Source organism: Micromonospora sp. NPDC005305, from assembly GCF_040607315.1.
In the GTDB taxonomy this organism is placed as follows: Bacteria; Actinomycetota; Actinomycetes; order Mycobacteriales; family Micromonosporaceae; genus Micromonospora.
Genome location: NZ_JBEXGL010000001.1, coordinates 319633 through 340204, shown reverse-complemented (window position 1 = coordinate 340204; position 20572 = coordinate 319633). Strand labels below are relative to the sequence as shown.

Sequence of the window (20572 nt, the reverse complement as noted above, 5' to 3'; positions counted from 1 at the left end):
CCCCTTCCGTCACCGTCAGTAGGGCCGACCATACCGGGCGCCACGGAATCCGTGGGGTCCGGTAACTTCAGGCTGTGATCGAACGACAGCAGGCCGAGCAACTTGCCGCCGTCTGGGCTCGACGGGATTCCGAGCGCCTGGGATTCCCGTGCACGCCGTTCGTCGCGGAGTTCGACCTGGGTTACCTGGTCACGTCCACTGTGGCCGCCCAGGCCCGGGCCCTTCCCGGTGATCTGCCGACCACGGTCATCGACAAGGAGACGGGCGAGCTGTCAACCTGGCCACGCGTGCCGGTCGCCGACGTCGAGCAGATGTTCCGGCAGCGCCGGCCCGCCGCGCCGCGCGCACCGCGCACCGTCGACCCGGCCGGTCAACTGCTCCGGGAGATCACCAGGCTGCCCACGCCCGGCGCGGCGGCCCACCTCAGCGTCGACGGTCGCACGCACGTCGCGCAGGGCGCCAAGGGCGACGTCGAGCTGCGCCATCATCCGCTGGTCCAGGCCTATCTGGACGAGCTGCCCGCCGGCCACCTGGTCCGGGGTGGCGAGCGGCACGCCGAGATGATCGTCGTCTCCGACGTCCTGCACGAGCGGGACCATCTCCGTGCCGCCGAGAACCTTCCGCCGCTGACACTGGACGAGGCCCGGACGATCCTCGGCACAAGCCGGTTCGAGGTCTTCCGCATCCGCGAACCAGGAGATCCCGCCGGCGGCCCGGCGGAGCTTCCTTGCGACTCCTGCACCACCTTCCTGGTGCGCTTCAACGTCCTCCCGTGGTCCGATCTGGCATTCACCGAGGAGTGGCGCCCGGAGCCGCGGCAGGTCATCCAGCCCGGCCGCTTCCCGGACGCGGTGCAGCATGCACTCGTGGATGCGGGCTGGCAGATCAGCGCGTTCAACGAGGCACTCGCGATGGGTGCCATGGCCGAGACCCGCGAGATCGCCGGACGGCACCGCCGTCACGAGGCGTTCCCGGCCGCCGAACAGGCGCTCACCGCCTTCCCGGCGATTCTCAGCCGCAGGCGGGGGCCGGGCGAGGACGTGTGGATCAGCCGGTTCACCACGAATCCGCTGCGCGGCGCCCACACCGCCGACACCCTCAGCGATTTCGGCGCGGTGCTCGGCGTCCGGCTGTTCCCGCTCGGCAGCGAGCGGCAGGAGAGCATCCTCGCCGTCGACGAGCACGGCCGGATCTTCGCGCTCGATCAGGCCGGCGAGTGGTTCCTCGGCCTCGACATCGACACCGCCCTCACCACCCTGCTGCTCGGTCGCGCTCCCGCCCGGGTCCGCGACGACGGCACCTGGTGAGCGGCGCTACAGCTTCACCCCGGTCAGCACCATGACCCGCGGTTCGGTGTAGTCGTCCATGGCGCTGCGCAGCCCTTCCCGCCCCACGCCCGAGCCCTTCACCCCGCCGTACGGCATCTGGTCGGCCCGGTACGACGGCACGTCCCCGACGATCACCCCGCCGACCTCCAGGGTCCGGGCCGCGAGGAACGCGGTCTGCAGGTTGTGGGTGAACACGCCCGCCTGCAGCCCGTACGCCGAGTCGTTGACCGCGGTGAACGCGGCCTGGGCGTCGGTGACCGGGGCGACCACCAGCACCGGCCCGAACACCTCCTCGGTGCAGACCTTCGCCGACGACGGCACCCCGCTGAGCACGGTGGGCGGGTAGGTGGCGCCGTCCCGGCGCCCGCCGACCTCGATGGTGGCCCCGGCGGCGACCGCCTCGTCGACCCACGCCTCGACGCGTTCGGCGGCTTCGACGGACACCAGCGGCCCCACGTCGGTCAGTTCGGAGGTCGGGTCGCCGGTGCGCAACTCCTCGACGGCCGCGACGAGCCGGGGCAGGAAGCCGTCGTAGAGCCATTCGTGCACGTACACCCGCTGCACGGCGATGCAGGACTGCCCGGCCTGGTAGTTGGAGAAGGTGGCGATGCGGTGCGCGGCGAAGGTCAGGTCCCCGTCGGACGACCAGTCCTCGCAGATCACCGCCGCGGCGTTGCCGCCGAGTTCGAGGGTGACGTGCTTGTCGGGGGCGGCCCGGCGGATGGCCGCGCCGACCGGCCCGGAGCCGGTGAACGACACGACGGGCAGCCGGGGGTCGGCGACCAGCTCGGCGGCGCGCTCGTTGGGCAGCGGCAGCACCGAGAACATGCCCTCGGGCAGGTCGGTCTCGGCCAGGATCTCGCCGAGCAGCAGCGCGGAGAGCGGGGTGGCCGGAGCCGGCTTGACCACGATGGGGGCGCCGACGGCGATGGCCGGGGCGACCTTGTGCGCGACGAGGTTGAGCGGGAAGTTGAACGGCGCGATCCCCAGGACGGGGCCTCGGGGCACCCGCCGGACCAGCGCGATGCGGCCGGTGGCCGCCGGGTCGGTGTCGAGGCGTTGCAGCTCGCCGGAGAAGCGCCGGGCCTCCTCGGCGGCCCAGCGGAAGGTGGAGACCGCGCGTCCCACCTCGGCCTTCGCCCACTTCACCGGCTTGCCGTTCTCGGCGGTGATCAGGGCGGCGACCTCGTCGGCCCGGTCGGCCAGCCGGCGGGAGACGTGGTCGAGGGCGGCCGCGCGGGCGTGCGCGGGCAGGGCCGCGGCCGCCGCGGCCACCTCGGCGGCTGCCGCGACGGCGGCTTCGACCTGGTCGGGCGTGGCGAGGGTGGTACGCCCGATTGTGCGGCCGTCGTAGGGGTGGGTGACGGTCAGCTCACCCTCGCCGTGGGCGGGGCGGCCGGCGACATAGAAGGCTCTCGGCTCCACGCTCGGCAGCGTAGACCACGCAAGGCCGCGCGGAAACAGTTGCCCAAACCCTTGTCTGCCTCGGATTCAGTAGCCAAGATGGCAGTCAGATTGCGATAACCTCCGCTGACCTTCCTCCCGGCCACCCCTCGGAGACACCTGATGAGCGATCAGCAACAGCTGCGCAACTTCGTCAACGGCGAGTACGTCGACCCGGTGGACGGCGGCTTCGCCGACCTGATCGACCCGTGCACGGGAGAGGTCTTCGCCCAGGCGCCGGTCTCCGGTGCGGCGGACGTGGACGCGGCCATGAAGGCGGCCGCCGCCGCGTTCGAGACCTGGCGGGACGCCACCCCGGGCGAGCGGCAGAAGGCCCTGCTGAAGCTCGCCGACGCCGTCGAGTCCCGGGCGGCCGAGCTGGTCGACGCCGAGGTCCGCAACACGGGCAAGCCCCGTCAGCTCACCGCCGACGAGGAGCTGCCGCCGGCGGTGGACCAGTTCCGGTTCTTCGCGGGCGCCGCCCGGCTGCTGGAGGGGCGCTCGGCCGGTGAGTACATGGCCGGGCACACCTCGTACGTGCGGCGGGAGCCGATCGGCGTCTGCGCTCAGGTCACGCCCTGGAACTACCCGCTCATGATGGCGGTCTGGAAGATCGCCCCGGCCCTGGCGGCGGGCAACACGGTGGTGTTGAAGCCCTCCGACACCACCCCGGTGTCGACGCTGCTGCTGGCCGAGATCGCGTCGGAGTTCCTGCCGCCGGGCGTGTTCAACGTGGTCTGCGGCGACCGGGACACCGGCCGGGCGCTGGTGTCGCACCCGACCCCGCAGTTCGTCTCGATCACGGGTTCGACGCGGGCCGGCATGGAGGTCGCCGCGGCGGCCGCGCCGGACCTCAAGCGGACCCACCTGGAGCTGGGCGGCAAGGCACCGGTGGTGATCTTCGACGACGCGGACGTGGCGGCGGCGGCCGAGGCCATCGCGGTGGGCGGCTACTTCAACGCCGGCCAGGACTGCACCGCCGCCACGCGGGTTCTCGCCGGGCCGGGCATCCACGACGACTTCGTGGCGGCCCTCGCCGAGCAGGCCCGCAACACGAAGACCGGCGCGCCGGACGACGAGGACGTGCTCTACGGCCCGCTGAACAACGCCAACCAGCTCGGCCGGGTACGCGGGTTCGTGGACCGGCTGCCGGATCACGCGAACCTGGAGACCGGCGGCTCCCAGGTCGGCGAGCGCGGTTACTTCTACGCGCCGACCGTGGTCTCCGGGGTCCGCCAGGCCGACGAGATCATCCAGGACGAGGTGTTCGGTCCGGTCATCACCGTGCAGCGTTTCTCCGACGAGGACGAGGCGGTGGGCTGGGCGAACGGCGTGGACTACGGCCTCTCCGCCTCGGTGTGGACGAGGGACCACGGCCGGGCCATGCGGATGACCCGCCGGCTGGACTTCGGCTGCGTCTGGGTGAACACCCACATCCCGTTCGTCTCGGAGATGCCGCACGGCGGCTTCAAGCACTCCGGGCACGGCAAGGACCTCTCGGTCTACAGCCTGGAGGACTACACCCGGATCAAGCACGTCATGCACAACATCGAGGGCTGATCGGTGAGCGCGAGGAGTGAGCCGGGTTTGCGAGCCCCGCAGTCGCGAACGGAGGGTTGAGCTGTGTCGAGCGAGGAACTGCACAAGCGGCGTGGGGCGGCCGTGGCCCGGGGTGTCGGGAGCACGATCACCTCCTACGTCGACCGCGCGGGCGGCGGCACGATCACCGACGTCGACGGGCGGGAGTGGATCGACTTCGCGGCCGGCATCGCGGTGGCGAACGTGGGCAACTCGGCGCCGAGGGTGGTCGAGGCGGTCCGGGCGCAGGCCGAGCGCTTCACGCACACCTGCTTCATGGTCGCGCCCTACGAGTCGTACGTGGCGGTCTGCGAGCAGCTCAACGCGCTGACCCCGGGCGACTTCGAGAAGCGCTCGGCGCTGTTCAACTCGGGCGCCGAGGCGGTGGAGAACGCCGTGAAGATCGCCCGGCACGCCACGGGGCGACCGGCGGTGGTGGTCTTCGACCACGCCTACCACGGCCGGACCAACCTGACCATGGCGCTGACCGCGAAGAACATGCCGTACAAGCACCGGTTCGGGCCGTTCGCCGGTGAGGTCTACCGGGTGCCGATGTCGTATCCGCTGCGGGACGGCGGCCTCGACGGGGCGACCGCGGCGGCGCGGGCCGTCGAGATGGTGGAGAAGCAGGTCGGCGCCGAGAACGTGGCGGCGCTGCTGATCGAGCCGATCCAGGGCGAGGGCGGTTTCGTGGTGCCGGCCGAGGGTTTCCTGCCGGCGCTGCGCGAGTGGGCGACCGCCGCCGGGGTGGTGTTCGTGGCCGACGAGATCCAGACCGGGTTCTGCCGGACCGGCGACTGGTTCGCCTGCCAGCACGAGGGCGTCGAGCCGGACCTGGTCACGCTGGCCAAGGGCATCGCCGGCGGGTTGCCGCTCGCCGCCGTCACCGGGCGGGCCGAGCTGATGGACGCGGTACACGTGGGCGGCCTCGGCGGGACGTACGGGGGCAACCCGATCGCCTGCGCGGCCGCGCTCGCGGCCATCGAGACCATGCACGAGCTGGACCTGGCCGCTGCCGCCCGGCGGATCGGCAGCGTCATGGCCGACCGGCTGGGAGCCATCGCCGCCCGCGATCCGCGCGTCGCCGAGGTGCGCGGCCGTGGCGCGATGCTCGCCGTGGAGATCGTCCAGCCGGGCTCGCTGACCCCGGATCCGGCCGCCACGGCGGCGATCTCGGCGGCCTGCCACGCGGCCGGGCTGCTCACCCTCACCTGCGGCACCTACGGCAACGTGCTGCGTTTCCTGCCGCCGCTCGTCATCTCGGACGACGAGCTGGCCCGCGGCCTGGCCATCCTGGAGGCCGCCTTCGGCTGACCGAGGTCAGCCCTCGATCGTGGAACACCACGGGCGTCGACCCCCCCAGGTGCCGCCCGTGGTGTTCCACCCTCCCCCGCCCTACAGACACATCCGGCAGTAGGCGTCGAGCCCCTCCGCGCCCGCCGCCCGCGCCACCCGGCGCAGCTCGGTCACCAGCTCGGCCAGCAGGTCTATCTCCGGCTCGCCCATCCACTCCTCGGCGGTGCGCCACTCGGCGGCCACCGGCCGCAGGCGCTCGTCCGGCAGCGCCGCCATCTCGGCGACGAAGTCCGGCACCAGCCGGACCAGGTACGGCCCCTCGTCGTCGTGGCCGTCGATCCGCTCCCCGCCGGCGTGCAGCCCGGCGCGCGGCGACCCGAGCCGGTCCGCGCGGATCACCTCCCACAGCGCGCCGCCCAGCACGAACGGCTCGACGTTCTTGCACCGCAGCGGCGCCAGGTCGTCGCCCGGCCCGGTCCCGGCGGCGGCCCGCGCCCGCTCGGGGGTGGCCGCGAAGTATTCGGTCAGGATGCCCACGCCCGGCACGCTAGGCCTCGCCTCCGACACTCCCGGCGAGGGGACCCCACGGCGGCGGGTCCTGTCCTATAGTCCTACTGTCGTAGGACAATAGAAGGGCGTCGCGTGATCGAGTTCGTACTGGACGGCCGGTCCAAGGTGAACACCTATGTGCAGCTGATCCAGCAGGTCAAGCAGGCCCTGCGGGTGGGGCTGCTGACGGCTGGCGACCAGTTGCCGAAGGTCCGCGACGTCGCGCAGTCGCTGGCCATCAACCCGAACACGGTGCTGAAGGCGTATCGCGAGCTGGAGATCGAAGGTCTGGTCGAGGGACGCCCCGGCGTCGGCACCTTCGTCCGCAACACCGTCGCCGGCTCGTCGCTGGCCGATCAGACCGAGCTTCGCGAGGAGCTGGTGGCCTGGCTGCACCGCGCCCGCGCCGCAGGGCTCACCCCGGAAGACGTCACCGCCCTGGTCGAGACCACCATGCGGGCCGCACTCGTCGCCGGCACGACGCGCGCCGAACCCGCCTCAGCAGGATGAGAGGACAGCTGATGGAGATCGCGCTGGAGGCCGAGCAGCTCGGCAAACGGTACGGAAGAACCTGGGCGCTGCGGGACTGCTCGCTGCGCCTGCCCGCCGGGCGGATCGCCGCCCTCGTCGGCCCCAACGGTGCCGGCAAGAGCACCCTGCTGCACCTCGCGGTCGGCCTGCTGCGGCCGGACGCCGGCGCGGTGCGGATCTTCGGCGAAACGCCGTACGCCAACCCGTCGGTGCTGCCCGAGATCGGTTTCGTCGCTCAGGACACCCCGCTCTACCGGGACTTCACCGCGGCCGAGCTGGTGGAGCTGGGCCGCCGGATGAACAAACGCTGGGACGGGGCGCTCGCCCGCAACCGGCTGGCCCAGCTCGGCATCCCGCCGAAGCTGCCTGTCGGCAAGCTGTCCGGCGGCCAGCGGGCGCAGGTCGCGCTCGCACTCGCACTCGCGAAGCGACCCCGGCTGCTGCTCCTCGACGAACCGGTCGCCAGCCTCGATCCGCTGGCGCGCCGGGAGTTCCTGCAGTCGCTGATGGGCAGCGTCGCCGATTCCGAGACGACCGTGCTGCTCTCCTCGCACCTGCTGGCCGACCTCGAACGGGTCTGCGACTACCTGGTCGTGCTGCAGGCCGCCCGGGTGCACCTGGTGGGCGCGGTCGACGACCTGGTCGCCGCACACCGGCAGCTGGTCGGGCCCCGGCACGGCGGCGAACCGATCGACGGGGTCGAGGCCGTGGTCCGGGCGAGTCACACCGCCCGGCAGTCGACGCTGCTGGTCCGTACGAGCGGCGAGGTCCTCTCTCCGGAGTGGACCGTGCACGACGTGACGCTGGAGGACCTCGTGCTGGCCTACCTCGCCGAGGGCGAGACCACCACGAGCCACGCGGCCTGGGAGGTGCCGGCATGATCTGGCTGGCCTGGCGGCAGCACCGCAAGCAGCTGCTCTTCACCCTCCTCGGCTTCGCCGCGCTGGCGGCCCTCATGATCCCGATCGGCGTGTCGATGCGGCACAGCTTCACCGAACTCGGGCTGCCGGACTGCGTCAGTCAGCTCGCGCGTTCGGAGGTCGAGCGGGCCACGGCGAACGGCTGTGATTCGGCGTTCCGTCAGTTCACCAACCGGTACCAGAGTTTGAACCTGGTGGCGGTCCTGCTCGTCGTCCTGCCGGTGCTCGTCGGTCTGTTCTGGGGTGCCCCGCTGGTCGCCCGGGAGGTGGAGCACGGCACGCACCGGTTCGCCTGGACGCAGGGCGTCGGCCGGACGCGGTGGGCCCTGGTGAAGTTCGGCCTGGTCGTCGTGGTCACGGTGACCCTGGCGATCGGCTACGGACTGGGCATGGCCTGGTGGGTCAGCCCGCTGACCCAGGCCGCGCACGAGGGCCGCCTCGGCTTCATCGTCTTCGACCTGCAGGGCATCGCCCCGATCGGCTACACCCTCTTCGCGGTGGCACTCGGCATCTTCGCCGGCACCCTCTGGCGCCGGATGCTGCCCGCGATGGGCGTCACCCTGGCCGCGTTCATCGGGGTTCGGGCGGCGGTGGCGATCCTGGCCAGACCGCACTACCAGCCCGCCCGCACCCTCACCTTCCCGATCGAGGGAGCCGAACCGCTGCAGGAGTCCCGGGGCAACTGGGTCCTCGCCAACGGGGTGCGCAACGCCGACGGGAAGATGGTGGCGGCCGACACCCGGATCATGTGCCCGCCGGGCGGCCAGGGACCGGATGGCCGCCGCTGCGGGGAGGAACTCGGCGCCGGACCCGGCGCCTACAACTGGGAGCTGTACCAGCCGGCGGACCGGTTCTGGCTGTTCCAGTGGATCGAGACCGGCATCTTCGTCGCCCTCGCCGCCCTGTTGCTCTACCTCGCCGTACGTCGGATCCGCCGGATCGCCTGAGCCCTGGGGCAGGGTGGGTGGGACGCCACCACCCACCCTGCCGGGCCGGCTCAGCGCAGCAGTTCCACCACGTTGCGGCGGACCAGGTTCTTGCCCGGCTCCCGGATCAGGTCCATGGCCGCCGCGTTGAGCAGCACGCAGCTCCCGGACGGCCCGGTGACCGTCACGGTCGCGGCCCTGCCGTTGTCCAGGTTGGTCACCCGCAGCCGGGTGCCCACCGGGAACTGCCCGCTGGTGGCGGCCGGCGCCCCGCCCTCGGCGGAGAAGGTGATCGCCCCGCTGCAGACGCTGGCGGGCGCGCCGCCGGGCTGGGCGTTGCCCGGCCGGGCCTCGCCGACCGGGGCGCCACCCGGCCCGGCCGCGCCGGTCGCCGGGGCGCCGCCGTCGAGGCGTTCGACCAGGTTGCGGCGGATGACGTTCTTGCCCGGCTCGCGGACCAGGTCCATGGCCGCCGCGTTGAGCAGGACGCAACTGCCCGACGGGCCGGTCACCGTGACGGTCGCGACCTTGCGGTTGTCCAGGTTGGTCACCCGCAACCGGGTGCCCACGGGGAAGCGGTCGCTGGTGGCCGCCGGCGCCCCACCCTCGGCCGAGAAGGTCACCGACCCCGCACAGGCCGACTGGCCGGTCGGGGTGGTCTCCGCGAACCCCATCCCCGTGCCCACCGCGACGACCGCCGAGGCGGCCAGTGCCACGGTCGCCGCCAGCACGTGCTTGCGCTGCACCTTCACGTTGTCTCTCCCGTCGTCCGGTGGTCTCGTTCGACGCGTGGTACGGACGGGAGGGCCGGACCGTTCAGTCGGGACGGCAGATCACAACGGACCGTAACGGGTGTGTGGCGCTGCGGTGAGCAGCGCCCAGTAGCGGTCGCCGTAGGACCAGTGCCACCACTCGGTGGGATAGTTCACCAGCCCCGCCCCGCTGAGCGCGGCCACCAGGACCTGCCGGTTGCGCCACGCGCTCACCGGGATGTGCCGGGCCGCCGTGAAGCAGGCGTCGGCGCTCTCCTCCGGGGTGGCGTCGAGGGCGGTGCCCATCTCCAGCTCGACCCCGTCGGCGTCGCACAGGGTGAGGTCGACCGCCCCGCCGGTGCTGTGCGGCGCCACCTCGACCGGCGAGACGAACTTCGTGGTCTCCCGGTGCAGCCGGTCCGCCGGCCAGTCCGGGTAACGCCGGCGCAGCTCGTCCCGGTAGCCGGTGAAGATGTCGAGCTGCGCCCGGTACGGCCGGTACCCCTCGACCACCAGGAGGCGCAGGCCGGCCGGCAGCGCGCGCTGCGCGGCCAGCAACCGGTCCGCGACCCCGCGCCGCACCCGGGCGTACGCCCCGGCGGGGTCCGCGGCCCGGGTGTCCAGCCGCAGCTCCGGCAGTCCCCGCAGGTCGATCAGGGGATCGCCGTCGTCCCGGCTGGACACGGCGGCGACCCGGGGATCGGAGAGCAGGATCATGCCCCACCGCCCCGGGGCCGGGCCTCGTGCCGGGTGAAGGCGAGCGCCACCAGCCGGTCCACCACCTCGGGGTAGGCGACGCCGGACTCGGCCCACACCTTCGGGTACATCGAGTGCGCCGTGAAGCCGGGCAGGGTGTTCAGCTCGTTGACGAACACCTCGCCGGTCGCCTCGTCGTAGAGGAAGTCGACGCGGGCCAGTCCCCAGCCGCCGATCGCCGTGAACGCCCGCACGGACAGCTCCCGGATCCGCTCGGTGACCTCGTCGGGCAGCGGCGCCGGGACGGTCATCGGGTCGGCGTCGCCGAAGTACTTCTGCCGGTAGTCGAACCAGCCGCCCTCGACCCGGACCTCGCCGACCGCCGACGCCTCCGGCTGCCAGCCGCCGAGCACCCCGCACTCCAGCTCTCGGCCAGTCACGCCCTGCTCGACCAGCACCACGTGGTCGTGCCGGAGCGCCTCCTCGACGGCCGCCACGAGGTCGTCGCCCTCGGCCACCCGGGAGATCCCGATGGACGAGCCCATCCGTGCCGGCTTGACGAACAGCGGCCGGCGCAGCCCGACGACCAGCTTCTCCGGGTCCTCCGCGGCCCGCCAGGTCGGCGCGTCGAACCAGACGTGCGGGGTGGTCGGCACCCCTTCGGCCCGCAGCGCCCGCTTCATCGCGACCTTGTCCATCCCGACGGCGGAGGCGAGGATCCCGCACCCGACGTACGGCACGCCGAGCGATTCGAGCAGCCCCTGCACGACGCCGTCCTCGCCGTACGGGCCGTGCAGCACCGGGAAGACCACGTCCAGCTCGGCATGCACCGCTCCGGGCGCGTCGGCCGCGGTGACCGCCACCGTGCCGGCGCGCGCCCCGGCCCGCAGCTCGACGGCCGGGCCGGTCACCGGCAGCCGGTCGTCGATGGCCCGGCCGGCGCCCACGCTCGCGCAGCGCTCGGCCAGCACCGGCTCCGGCACCAGTCGCAACCCGCCGGCGCGGGTGATCCCGAGCGCGACCACCTGGTGGCCCCGCTGCGCCAGGGCCCGGGCCACACCGAGCGCCGAGGCGCAGGAGACCTCGTGCTCCGCCGACGGGCCACCGAACAGGACACCGATCCGCGTCGCAGCTCTCACGCCGCCACCCCTTCCATCCGGGCCAGGTCGGCGACGGGTCCCCCCGCCAGCCGGGCCACCAGTTCCGCCTCGACATTGCCGCCGGTCAGCACCACGCCGACCGTCCGGTACCGCCCGTCCTCCGGGCCGCCGGCGAGCCGCAGCGCGCCGGCGAGTCCGGCCGCTCCGGACGGCTCGACGAGCACCTTCAGCTCCAGCAGGAGCAGCCGGAACGCGTCGGCGATGGCGTCGTCGTCGACCCGGACGACGCCCCGGACGGCGTCCCGCGCCACCGCGAACGGCAGGTCGCCGACGCAGCTCGGGCGGAGCCCGTCGGCGATGGTGGGGGCCGGGACGACCGGGGTGGGCCGGCCGGCGGCGAGGCTGCGGGCCAGCGAGTCGCAGCCGACCGGCTCGACGCCGTACACCTCGATCGGGGTCCCGGCGGCGGCCAGGCAGGCCCCCGCGACGCCGCCGCCACCGCCCACGGGCACCACCAGCGCGTCCAGCGGGGTGCCGGCGCGCTCCGCCTCCTCGATCAGCTCCAGGCTGGCGCTGCCCTGCCCGGCCACCACGTCCGGATGGTCGTACGCGTCGACCAGCGGGTGACCGTCGGCGTCCGCGACCTGCCGGGCGACGGCCAGCCGCTCCTCGACGGTGGTGCCGGCGAGGACCACCCGCGCCCCGGCGGCGCGGGCCCGGGCCACCTTGACCGGCGCCGCGTCGACCGGCAGCACCACGGTCGCGGCCAGCCCGTGCCGGCGGGCGGCGAGGGCCACCGCCACCGCGTGGTTGCCGGTGCTCTGCGCGACCACGCCGGTGTGGCCGTCCGCGGCGAGCCGGCCCACCGCCAGCATCGCGCCGCGCATCTTGTAGGAGCCTCCGGTCTGGAGGTTCTCGGCCTTGAGCAGGATCCGGGCGCCGGCCAGCCGGTCGATCGCCGGGCAGTTCAGCACGGGTGTACGCACCACCCGGCCGGACAGCCACCAGGCGGCCTCCTCGACGCGGGCCCGGTCCGGCAGGGCCGGAGCGTGGCTGGGGGACATGGTCTCTCCTTCTCGGTTGTGGTCGGTGCCGGCGCGGCGCGGCAGGTCGAACAGCCAGCGCGCGCCGGCCGCCGTGAGTCCGCGGTGGACGGCGAGGCTGAGCGCCAGCACCACGGCGGTGAGCAGCACCGGGTAGCCGGCCACCAGCAGCGCCCGCCCCGGTCGGTTCAGGTCGGCGACCGGGCCGGCGAGGAGCCGGTGCAGCAGGGCCAGCACCGGCATGTGGATCACGTAGATCGGCAGCGTCCGGCGGCCGAGCCGGGCGAGCGCCCCGCCGACCACCCGCAGCCGGGCCGCCCGGGCCGCGGCCGTGACGCCGAACGCCACCGCGACGACCGACACCAGCAGCCGGACGCCGGGCCAGCCCTCGGCGCCGGCCAGCGCCATGGCGGCCAGCGCGACGGCGTACGCCGTCGCGGTCCCGGCCAGGCGGCGGGCGCTCGCGCCGGCCGCCCAGCGCTGGAGGTGCGGCCGCAGGTGCACGCCGGCCAGGAAGAACACCAAGTTCTGGTAGACCTGCCCCCGGTTGCCGGGACTGTCCAGCAGGCCGGTGGCCGCCACGGCGGAGAGCGCGCCCGAGACCGCCAGCAGCACCGCCGGGTGGACCCGGCGCAGCGCCTTGGCCAGCGCGAAGTAGAGCGCCAGCGCGTACAGGTACCAGAGGTTGGAGGGCGTGACGGTGAGCTGGGCGAGCAGGCCGCCGAGGCTGGTGGCCCGGTCGGTCGGGAAGCCCGGCACGAGGGCCAGCAGGGCGGTGTGGATCAGCAGCCAGGTGGCGTAGAGGTGGAGGTTCCGGGCGATCCGGGGGCGGCCGGCGACGTGCCACGGCCGGGCGACGGCGTTCGCCGCGAAGATCCCGGAGAGGGTGAAGAAGAGCGGCATCCGCAGCGGGAGCAGTTGCTCGCCGAGCAACCCCCAGGCGCCCGGCACGGGCAGGTCGATCCGCCAGTCGATCAGCAGGTAGTGCTTGACGATGACGTGCCAGAGCACCACGAGGATGATGCAGGCGCCCTTGGCCACGTCGGCCCAGACCACCCGGCCGGCCGGCGTCGCGGCCCGTTCGGTACGCGTCGGCACAGCGGTCTCCTCTCCCGGCGTCGCACGCCGTCGGTCGTTTTTCGGGCAGGTGGCATCGCGGGATGCCGTGAGGGCGGCTCCCGGAGGTCGGAAGGGTGGGTCAGCGCACGGCGGGTAGCTGGACGTCGACCCGCAGGCCGCCGTCCTCGCCGGGCCGGGCGGCGATGATGCCGTCGTGCGCCTGGGTGATCGAGCGGGCGATGGCCAGGCCGAGCCCGGCGCCGCCGCCCTGGTTGGTCCGGTCCCGGGCCAGGCGCCGGAAGGGCTCGAAGAGGCCGGCGACCGCCTCGCCCGGCACGGCCTGGCCGGAGTTGGTGACGGTCAGCGCCGGGTCACCGCCGACGGTCACGGTGAGCCGGCCGTCCGGCCGGTTGTACTTGATGCCGTTCTCCACCAGGTTGCTGACCAGGCGTTCCAGCAGCACCCGCTCGCCCGGCACGACCCGGGGCGCCAGCCGGCTCTCCACCGTCACCCCGGCCTCGGCCGCCCGGTCCGCGTACGCGGCCAGCACCGTGGTGACGATCTCGTCGAGGCGCTGCGGGGTGGAGGAGCGCAACCCCTGGTCGCTCTCGCTGAGCGCGAGCAGGCCCTCGATGAGCCGCTCGTTGCGCTCGTTGGTGGCCAGCAGTTGGGCGGTGAGCAGGTCGAGCTGCTCGCCGGTGAGCGTCTGGGCCATGCCGACCTCGATGAGCGTCCGCTGCACCGCCAGCGGCGTACGCAGCTCGTGGGAGGCGTTCGCGGCGAACCGCCGCTGCCCCTCGTAGCCGGCCGTGACCCGGTCCATCATGTCGTCGATGGCGCGGGCCAGCCGGGCCAGCTCGTCGCGGCCGCCGCGGCGGATCCGGTGCCCGAGGTTCTGCGGCCCGAGGTCGGCGATCGGGTCGGCGAGGTCGCGCACCGGGCGCAGGCACCACCGGGCGGCGCCCCAGACCGCGACGCCACCGGCCAGCAGCACCACGAACTCGGCCAGCCCGGGAAGCAGCGGGACGAACGGACGGGCCGGCTCGCAGACCACGCCGACCGTCGGCACGTCGCAGAACTGCTGGGTCCGCCACCACACCTGGCCGAGCAGCCACTTGCCCAGGCCGGGCAGCCAGTAGCCGACGAGCAGGGCGAGCACCCCGACCAGGAGGAAACGACGGCGGGGGCTCATTCCGGCTCGCCGATCCGGTAGCCGGCCTTCGGCACGGTGTGGATGACCGACGGCTGGCCGAGCTTCTTGCGCAGGGTCATCACGGTCACCCGGACCGCGTTGGTGAACGGGTCGGCGAACTCGTCCCAGGCCTGTTCGAGCAGGTCCTCGGCGCTGACCACGCGGCCGCCGGCGCGCATGAGCACGTGCAGGACGGCGAACTCCTTGGGGCTCAGGCCGAGCGGTCGCCCGTCCCGGGTGACCGTGTGCCGGGCCACGTCGAGCACCACCCCGTGCCGTTCCAGCACGGGCGGCACCGCCGGGGCGGACCGCCGGCCCAGCGCCTGCACCCGGGCCACCAGCTCGGCGAAGGCGAACGGCTTGGTCAGGTAGTCGTCGGCGCCCAGCCCGAGGCCCGCCACCCGGTCGCGGATGCCGGCGGCGGCGGTGAGCAGCAGCACGCGGGTGCCCGCGTCGGAGCCGGCCAGGCTGCGGCACACCTCGTCGCCGGTGGCACCGGGCATGTCCCGGTCCAGCACGGCCACGTCGTACCGGTTGACCCCGATCCGCTCCAGCGCGCCGTCGCCGTCGTAGCAGACGTCGACCGCCATCGAGAACCGACGCAGCCCCTCGGCGACCGTGTCCGCCAGCAACCGCTCGTCGTCCGCCACCAACACCCGCACCGCTGTCCGCTCCCCTGTGCTCCTCGTCCGTCCCGCATACGGTCCCAGGCAGGAGATAAGGGTTCCGTAAGCGCCGCCGGAGCAATCCTCCACGCCGGCGGGCCGGGGGCGGTGCCCGTCGTGCCGTCTGGGGCGTTCGTCCGGGCCGGAGGGGTCCCCCGCGGCTGCGGTGTGAGCCGGATCACTGCGGGCGCGCGATCCCCAGGGTGCTCTGTGCCGGCAGCAGGCCGGTGGCCACCACGGCCTGGGTGACCGGGGCGACGAGCTGGGCGAACCGGCCGACGGCCGGTCCGAGCGCCCGCCACGGCGCGGCGGCCAGCTCGTCGGTCCGCCGCTCCACCTCGTCGCGGAGCCGGCGGCCAGCTTCGGTGGCCACCCCGTCGCCGTCGACCAGACCCCGGGCGGCCAGCCGGTCGCGGGCGGCGGCCCACTCGTCGGCGGTCCACCGCCGGCTGGCGAAGACCTCCACGGGGGCGGCGCCGACCGCGGCGAAGGAGACCAGTGACTCGGCCGGGTCCAGCCCGGCGGTCCGCAGCGCGGCGATGTGGCCGTCGCCCCGGTGCTCGCGCAGGATCGTGGCCGCCTGCCAGAGCGCCAGGTGCGGCGCGTCCGGCCAGGGCAGGTCGGCGTTGGCGGCGGCCAGCGGACGGCCGCCCAGGTCGGCGGCGCGCACCGCGCGGCGGGCCAGGGTGGCGGCCTCGGCCAGCTCGGGCGAGTCGACCCGGTCGCCGAGCAGGGCGCGCAGCGCACGGTCCACGCCGGACAGCCGGGCGGCGAGCACCTTCGCGGGGTCGGCTGCGGCCCAGACGGCCGGCACGTACCCGGCGACCATCCGGGGGCTGAAGCTGTAGTAGGTGGCGGCGACCAGGTTCGGGCCGGCCGCGCCGAGCGGGGCGCTGCGCAGCGCGAAGTAGCCGGGCCAGCGCTCGTCGGTGGCCAGGCCGAGCCCGGCGGCCTCCTCGGTCAGCTCGGGCGCGTAGTAGACCAGCGCGTGCACGGGTTCGATGAGCTGCCACATCCTGCGGACCGTCGCGAGTTCCATCCCGACCTCCCGATCGTATCTTGTCGATGTCAAGTTTGAGTGCCGCCGCAGAACTTGTCAATGACAAGTTAGGCGGCGGCTTGGCGATCGGCGGTGAGCTGGGTCACCATGGGCGCGAGGAGGTCGCCGATGGCTGACCCGTGGCTCGCCCTGGAATTCGGCGCCGATCCGGCCGAGCGGATCGCGCAGGTCGGCGCCGCCCACGAAGCGTTCCTCACCGCCGGCACCACCACGGGCCGGGTCCGCGACGTGGTCCGCCGGTCGTGGGAACGGTCCGCGCTGCTCGACCCGGAGACCACCGCCCCGGTCGACCTCACCGACGACGCGCTGGCAAGCTACCGCGCCGCCCACCCCCTGAACCGCGTGCTCCCCCTCTTCCGCGACCTGCTCGGCGGCATCGCGCTCGACGGCGCGCACCTCATGGCGGTCTGCGACGCCGACGGCCGGCTGCTCTGGGTGGAGGGCCACCCCGGCGTGCTCCGGCACGCCGAGCGGATGAACTTCGTGCCCGGCGCCCGCTGGGACGAGGCCCACGCCGGCACCAACGCGCCCGGCACCGCCCTGGCCGTCGACCACAGCGTGCAGATCTTCGCCACCGAGCACTTCGTCCGGCCGGTGCAGCGCTGGACCTGCGCCGCCGCACCGATCCACGACCCCACCACCGGCCGGCTGCTCGGCGCCGTCGACATCACCGGCGGGGACCACCTGGCCACCCCGCAGAGCCTGGCCCTGGTCCGGGCCACCGCCCGCGCCGCCGAGGCGTTCCTGGCCGGCGCCGCCCCCGCCGAACCCGGCGTGGCGCACGTCGCCGCGCTCGGCCGGGACGAGGCGGAACTGCGCGTCGGCGGCCGGCGGATCCGGCTCGGCCGGCGGCACAGCGAGCTGCTGGTGCTGCTCCTCGACCACCCCGAGGGCCGCACCGGCGAACAGCTCGGCCTCGACCTCTACGGCGACGACCGGCTGCACCCGGTCACCCTGCGCGCCGAACTGTCCCGGCTGCGCCGGGCCCTCGGCGACGAACTGCTCGACTCCCGCCCCTACCGGCTGCGGCCGACCGTGCGCGCCGACTTCCGTACCGTCACCGAACTACTCGAACGCGGCGACGCGGCGGGGGCGCTGCGGGCGTACCCCGGGCCCCTGCTGCCCGGGTCGGACGCGCCGGGAGTGGCGCGACTGCGGCGGCTGGTCGACGGCCAGCTCCGCGCGGCCGTGCTGGCCGCCGCGGACCCGGCGCTGCTCGCGGCCTGGACCGCGACGCCCACCGGCGCCGACGACCTCGTCGCCTGGCAGGCCCTGGCGCGGGCGTTGCCGCCGGGCGCGCCGCGCCGGCCGCTCGCCCTGGCCCGGGCCCGCCAGCTCGCCGAGGAGTACGACCTGCCGCGCGCAACGTTGCTGCAACGTCGCGGGAACTAACGTCCTCCGCCATCCACCCCCCACGGACGGCGGAGGTACCCGTGACGCGCTACGACGCCCCCACCCACTGGCAGTCCCGCTACGACCACTTCATCGGCGGCGAGTACGTGAAGCCGCACGGCGGCCGGTACTTCGAGAATCCCACCCCGGTGACCGGGCAGACCTTCTGCGAGGTGGCCCGGGGCACCGCCGAGGACGTGGAGAAGGCGCTCGACGCGGCGCACGGCGCCGCCGACGCCTGGGGCCGCACCTCGGTCGCCGAACGGTCGCTCATCCTCAACCGGATCGCCGACCGCATGGAAGAGAACCTGGAATCCCTCGCCATCGCCGAGACCTGGGAGAACGGCAAGCCGGTACGCGAGACCCTGGCCGCCGACATCCCCCTGGCCATCGACCACTTCCGCTACTTCGCCGGGGCGATCCGGGCCCAGGAGGGCTCGCTCGGCGAGCTCGACGACGACACGGTGGCGTACCACTTCCACGAGCCGCTCGGCGTGGTCGGGCAGATCATCCCGTGGAACTTCCCGATCCTCATGGCGGTCTGGAAGCTCGCCCCGGCGCTCGCCGCCGGCAACGCCGTGGTGCTCAAGCCGGCCGAGCAGACCCCCGCCTCGATCCACCACCTGCTCTCGCTGGTCGCCGACCTGCTCCCGCCCGGCGTGGTCAACGTGGTCAACGGCTTCGGCGTCGAGGCGGGCAAGCCGCTCGCCTCCTCGGCCCGGGTCGCGAAGGTGGCGTTCACCGGTGAGACCACCACGGGGCGGCTGATCATGCAGTACGCCAGCGAGAACATCAAACCCGTCACCCTGGAACTGGGCGGCAAGAGCCCGAACATCTTCTTCGACGACGTCAGCGCGTCCCGCGACGACTTCTTCGACAAGGCGCTCGAAGGCTTCACCATGTTCGCGCTCAACCAGGGCGAGGTCTGCACCTGCCCGTCGCGGGCGCTCATCCAGCAGGGCCACTACTCGGACTTCCTGGCCGCGGCGGTCTCGCGGACCCAGCAGGTCACGCAGGGCCACCCGCTGGACACCGACACGATGATCGGGGCGCAGGCGTCCAACGACCAGCTCGAGAAGATCCTGTCCTACCTGGACATCGGCCGCCAGGAGGGCGCGAAGGTGCTGACCGGCGGCGAGCGGGCCGACCTGGGCGGCGAACTCTCCGGCGGGTACTACGTGCAGCCCACGATCTTCGAGGGCGACAACTCGATGCGGATCTTCCAGGAGGAGATCTTCGGTCCGGTGGTCTCGGTGACCTCCTTCGCCGACCTGGACGACGCCGTGAAGACCGCCAACGACACCCTCTACGGCCTGGGTGCCGGCGTCTGGACCCGGGACATCAACACCGCCTACCGGGCCGGGCGGGCCATCCAGGCCGGCCGGGTCTGGACCAACTGTTACCACGCCTACCCGGCGCACGCCGCGTTCGGCGGGTACAAGCAGTCCGGCATCGGCCGGGAGAACCACAAGATGATGCTGGAGCACTACCAGCAGACCAAGAACCTGCTGGTCAGCTACTCCCCCAAGAAGCTGGGCTTCTTCTGATGGGCGACCCCGTCAGCCTGACGCCCGCGGCGGCCGGTCTCATCCGGTCGCTGCGGGCGGCCCACGGGCCGATCATGTTCCACCAGTCCGGCGGCTGCTGCGACGGCAGCGCCCCGATGTGCTATCCGGCCGGCGAGTTCCGCACCGGCGGCTCGGACGTGCTGCTCGCCGCGCTGGAGGTCGAGGGGGTACCCGAGCCGGTCGAGTTCTGGATGTCCACCGCCCAGTGGGAGCTGTGGAAACACACCCGGCTCACGGTCGACGTGGTGCCCGGCCGGGGCAGCGGCTTCTCCCTGGAGGCCCCGGAGGGCGTCCGCTTCCTCATCCGCTCCCAGCTGGCCCGCTGACTGTCCGAGATCTTCCAGCTCGCGGGCGTCGCGCCGGTGGGATGCTGACGCCGGTCCACGTCGGAGCAGTATCCCACCACCGCCAGACAGGAGCCCGAGCATGCGCCCGGTCCGACAGCCCCTGCTCGCCGCCGGCCTCGCCACCCTCGCCACGGCCGCCACGCTCGGCCTCGCGCCGGGCGCCGCCGTCGCCGCCCCGGCACCGAGGATCTCCGTCAACTGGTACGGCGCCGCCGACGTCCCCGCGCACACCGCCACCATCGGCGGCCGGTACGCCTGCGGCGCCGAGCGGGGCCTCGCGTACATCGAGGTCCACCTCGACCAGCGGGCCCGCCGGGGTTCGATCACCGGCTTCGGGTTCGGCGTGATCGGGGCGTGCACCGACGACCGGACCTCCGGCACCTGGACAGCGACGATCCCGGCCGACCGGGGCGCCTTCCGCGGCGGGCCCGCCACGGCCACGGCCCGCCTCGTCGTCGAGCCCAACTCGCTCACCCAGACCACCGAACCGCTCCGCCTCGTCCAACGCTGCCCCCGGCGCTGACGGTCAGGCGATCTGGCGGAGATCGTCCCCGTAGTCGAAGATGATGCGCAGCTTCGCGCCGAGGGCCGTCGCGTAGCGGCTCAAGGTCGCCACCTCGTTCACGTCGAGGTCGCCGTTCTCGATCTGGCTGACCCGGCCCGGCGTGACCCCCATGAGCTCGGCGACCTGTCGCTGGGTGAGCCCCAGCCGCTTGCGTTCCTCCGCCAGGTGGAAGGCGCTCACCCAGGCCTCGGTCCGGGCCCGCTCCGCCTCGTAGGCCGCGTCGTCGCCGCCGAGTTCGGCACGGACCTCATCCCAGTCGTAGAACTCCGTCACGACTCCCCCCTTCGCTCGCGCTCATTGTCGAGCCAAGCCTTGTACGCAACCTCCGCCATCGGGATGTTCTGCTGGTACCAGCGGCTCCAGTTGCCGGCCTTGTTGCCCGCGATCAGGAGCACCGCCTGCGACCACGGGTCGAAGACGAACAACACCCGGATCGCCACGTCCCGGCCTGACCGGGGGCGAAGCGCGGGATCATTCCGCCGGAGATCACGCAGCCATTGGCGGACCTCGCCCGTGACCCGGACCGACCGACCAGCGTCCCGCGTCAGCACCCACACCCTAA

21 protein-coding genes are annotated in these 20572 nt (G+C 73.6%); 10 read left to right on the top strand and 11 right to left on the bottom strand.

All coding sequences use genetic code 11. The features are described 5' to 3' along the window. Positions 1 to 74 precede the first annotated feature (74 nt). Positions 75 to 1307, top strand: coding sequence for an SUKH-3 domain-containing protein (locus tag ABZS80_RS01620; protein ID WP_355053932.1), 1233 nt, complete (start codon positions 75 to 77; stop codon positions 1305 to 1307). A gap of 6 nt (positions 1308 to 1313) precedes the next feature. Here the strand turns inward: ABZS80_RS01620 and ABZS80_RS01615 are convergent, their stop codons facing one another. After that, positions 1314 to 2753 (bottom strand): aldehyde dehydrogenase family protein, encoded by a 1440-nt coding sequence (locus ABZS80_RS01615; protein WP_355053931.1) that lies wholly within the window; start codon positions 2751 to 2753, stop codon positions 1314 to 1316. A 141-nt stretch (positions 2754 to 2894) separates the two neighbouring features. On the opposite strand from ABZS80_RS01615, the gene ABZS80_RS01610 reads away from it, so the two are divergent. Next, positions 2895 to 4331: a gamma-aminobutyraldehyde dehydrogenase gene (locus ABZS80_RS01610; protein WP_355053930.1), complete on the top strand. Its 1437-nt coding sequence runs from the start codon at positions 2895 to 2897 to the stop codon at positions 4329 to 4331. Positions 4332 to 4394: 63 nt separating this feature from the next. Further along, positions 4395 to 5663, top strand: a complete 1269-nt coding sequence (gabT, locus tag ABZS80_RS01605) for a 4-aminobutyrate--2-oxoglutarate transaminase (RefSeq protein ID WP_355053929.1) — start codon at positions 4395 to 4397, stop codon at positions 5661 to 5663. An 81-nt stretch (positions 5664 to 5744) separates the two neighbouring features. Here the strand turns inward: gabT and ABZS80_RS01600 are convergent, their stop codons facing one another. Beyond that, positions 5745 to 6182, bottom strand: coding sequence for a hypothetical protein (locus ABZS80_RS01600; protein ID WP_355053928.1), 438 nt, complete (start codon positions 6180 to 6182; stop codon positions 5745 to 5747). Positions 6183 to 6287: 105 nt separating this feature from the next. Here ABZS80_RS01600 and ABZS80_RS01595 point away from each other — a divergent pair, with 105 nt between their 5' ends. Genes ABZS80_RS01595 through ABZS80_RS01585 form a run of 3 tightly spaced genes read left to right on the top strand, consistent with a single transcriptional unit; the run spans position 6288 to position 8592 of the window. Beyond that, entirely contained in the window at positions 6288 to 6704 is a 417-nt protein-coding gene (locus ABZS80_RS01595) for a GntR family transcriptional regulator (protein WP_151465217.1), read from the top strand. A gap of 11 nt (positions 6705 to 6715) precedes the next feature. Beyond that, positions 6716 to 7606, top strand: coding sequence for an ABC transporter ATP-binding protein (locus tag ABZS80_RS01590; RefSeq protein ID WP_355054187.1), 891 nt, complete (start codon positions 6716 to 6718; stop codon positions 7604 to 7606). Next, a complete protein-coding gene (locus tag ABZS80_RS01585) occupies positions 7603 to 8592 on the top strand; it encodes a transporter (protein ID WP_355053927.1) in 990 nt (329 codons plus the stop codon). The genes ABZS80_RS01590 and ABZS80_RS01585 overlap by 4 nt, the downstream gene beginning before the upstream one ends. A gap of 50 nt (positions 8593 to 8642) precedes the next feature. Here ABZS80_RS01585 and ABZS80_RS01580 read toward each other — a convergent pair whose 3' ends face one another. The 7 genes from ABZS80_RS01580 to ABZS80_RS01550 form a co-directional block, all read right to left on the bottom strand. Then, positions 8643 to 9323: a hypothetical protein gene (locus ABZS80_RS01580; protein ID WP_355053926.1), complete on the bottom strand. Its 681-nt coding sequence runs from the start codon at positions 9321 to 9323 to the stop codon at positions 8643 to 8645. A gap of 81 nt (positions 9324 to 9404) precedes the next feature. Further along, positions 9405 to 10040, bottom strand: a complete 636-nt coding sequence (locus ABZS80_RS01575) for a M15 family metallopeptidase (RefSeq protein ID WP_355053925.1) — start codon at positions 10038 to 10040, stop codon at positions 9405 to 9407. Continuing rightward, on the bottom strand, positions 10037 to 11158 hold the full coding sequence (locus ABZS80_RS01570; RefSeq protein WP_355053924.1) for a D-alanine--D-alanine ligase family protein: 1122 nt from the start codon (positions 11156 to 11158) through the stop codon (positions 10037 to 10039). Before ABZS80_RS01570 ends, ABZS80_RS01575 begins: the two co-directional genes overlap by 4 nt. Further along, the gene (locus ABZS80_RS01565) at positions 11155 to 13260 is read right to left on the bottom strand and encodes a pyridoxal-phosphate dependent enzyme (RefSeq protein WP_355053923.1); all 2106 of its coding nucleotides are present in this window, start codon (positions 13258 to 13260) and stop codon (positions 11155 to 11157) included. Before ABZS80_RS01565 ends, ABZS80_RS01570 begins: the two co-directional genes overlap by 4 nt. Before the next feature lie 100 nt (positions 13261 to 13360). After that, complete coding sequence (locus ABZS80_RS01560) at positions 13361 to 14413, bottom strand: HAMP domain-containing sensor histidine kinase (protein ID WP_355053922.1); 1053 nt, start codon at positions 14411 to 14413, stop codon at positions 13361 to 13363. Then, positions 14410 to 15075, bottom strand: a complete 666-nt coding sequence (locus tag ABZS80_RS01555) for a response regulator transcription factor (RefSeq protein WP_355053921.1) — start codon at positions 15073 to 15075, stop codon at positions 14410 to 14412. The genes ABZS80_RS01560 and ABZS80_RS01555 overlap by 4 nt, the downstream gene beginning before the upstream one ends. A gap of 181 nt (positions 15076 to 15256) precedes the next feature. Beyond that, a complete protein-coding gene (locus ABZS80_RS01550) occupies positions 15257 to 16117 on the bottom strand; it encodes a hypothetical protein (RefSeq protein WP_355053920.1) in 861 nt (286 codons plus the stop codon). 129 nt (positions 16118 to 16246) lie between these two features. On the opposite strand from ABZS80_RS01550, the gene ABZS80_RS01545 reads away from it, so the two are divergent. The 4 genes from ABZS80_RS01545 (at position 16247) to ABZS80_RS01530 (ending at position 19968) form a co-directional block, all read left to right on the top strand. Further along, complete coding sequence (locus tag ABZS80_RS01545) at positions 16247 to 17530, top strand: GAF domain-containing protein (protein ID WP_355053919.1); 1284 nt, start codon at positions 16247 to 16249, stop codon at positions 17528 to 17530. A 41-nt stretch (positions 17531 to 17571) separates the two neighbouring features. Beyond that, positions 17572 to 19077: an aldehyde dehydrogenase gene (gene adh, locus ABZS80_RS01540; protein ID WP_355053918.1), complete on the top strand. Its 1506-nt coding sequence runs from the start codon at positions 17572 to 17574 to the stop codon at positions 19075 to 19077. Continuing rightward, positions 19077 to 19424, top strand: coding sequence for a DUF779 domain-containing protein (locus tag ABZS80_RS01535; protein WP_355053917.1), 348 nt, complete (start codon positions 19077 to 19079; stop codon positions 19422 to 19424). Before adh ends, ABZS80_RS01535 begins: the two co-directional genes overlap by 1 nt. Positions 19425 to 19524: 100 nt before the next feature. Next, positions 19525 to 19968, top strand: coding sequence for a hypothetical protein (locus tag ABZS80_RS01530; RefSeq protein ID WP_355053916.1), 444 nt, complete (start codon positions 19525 to 19527; stop codon positions 19966 to 19968). A gap of 3 nt (positions 19969 to 19971) precedes the next feature. On the opposite strand, the gene ABZS80_RS01525 is transcribed toward ABZS80_RS01530, so the two are convergent. Both ABZS80_RS01525 and ABZS80_RS01520 read right to left on the bottom strand, forming a co-directional pair. Next, positions 19972 to 20283: an XRE family transcriptional regulator gene (locus ABZS80_RS01525; RefSeq protein ID WP_355053915.1), complete on the bottom strand. Its 312-nt coding sequence runs from the start codon at positions 20281 to 20283 to the stop codon at positions 19972 to 19974. Beyond that, positions 20280 to 20561, bottom strand: a complete 282-nt coding sequence (locus ABZS80_RS01520; RefSeq protein WP_355053914.1) for a type II toxin-antitoxin system RelE/ParE family toxin — start codon at positions 20559 to 20561, stop codon at positions 20280 to 20282. Before ABZS80_RS01520 ends, ABZS80_RS01525 begins: the two co-directional genes overlap by 4 nt. Positions 20562 to 20572 lie beyond the last annotated feature (11 nt).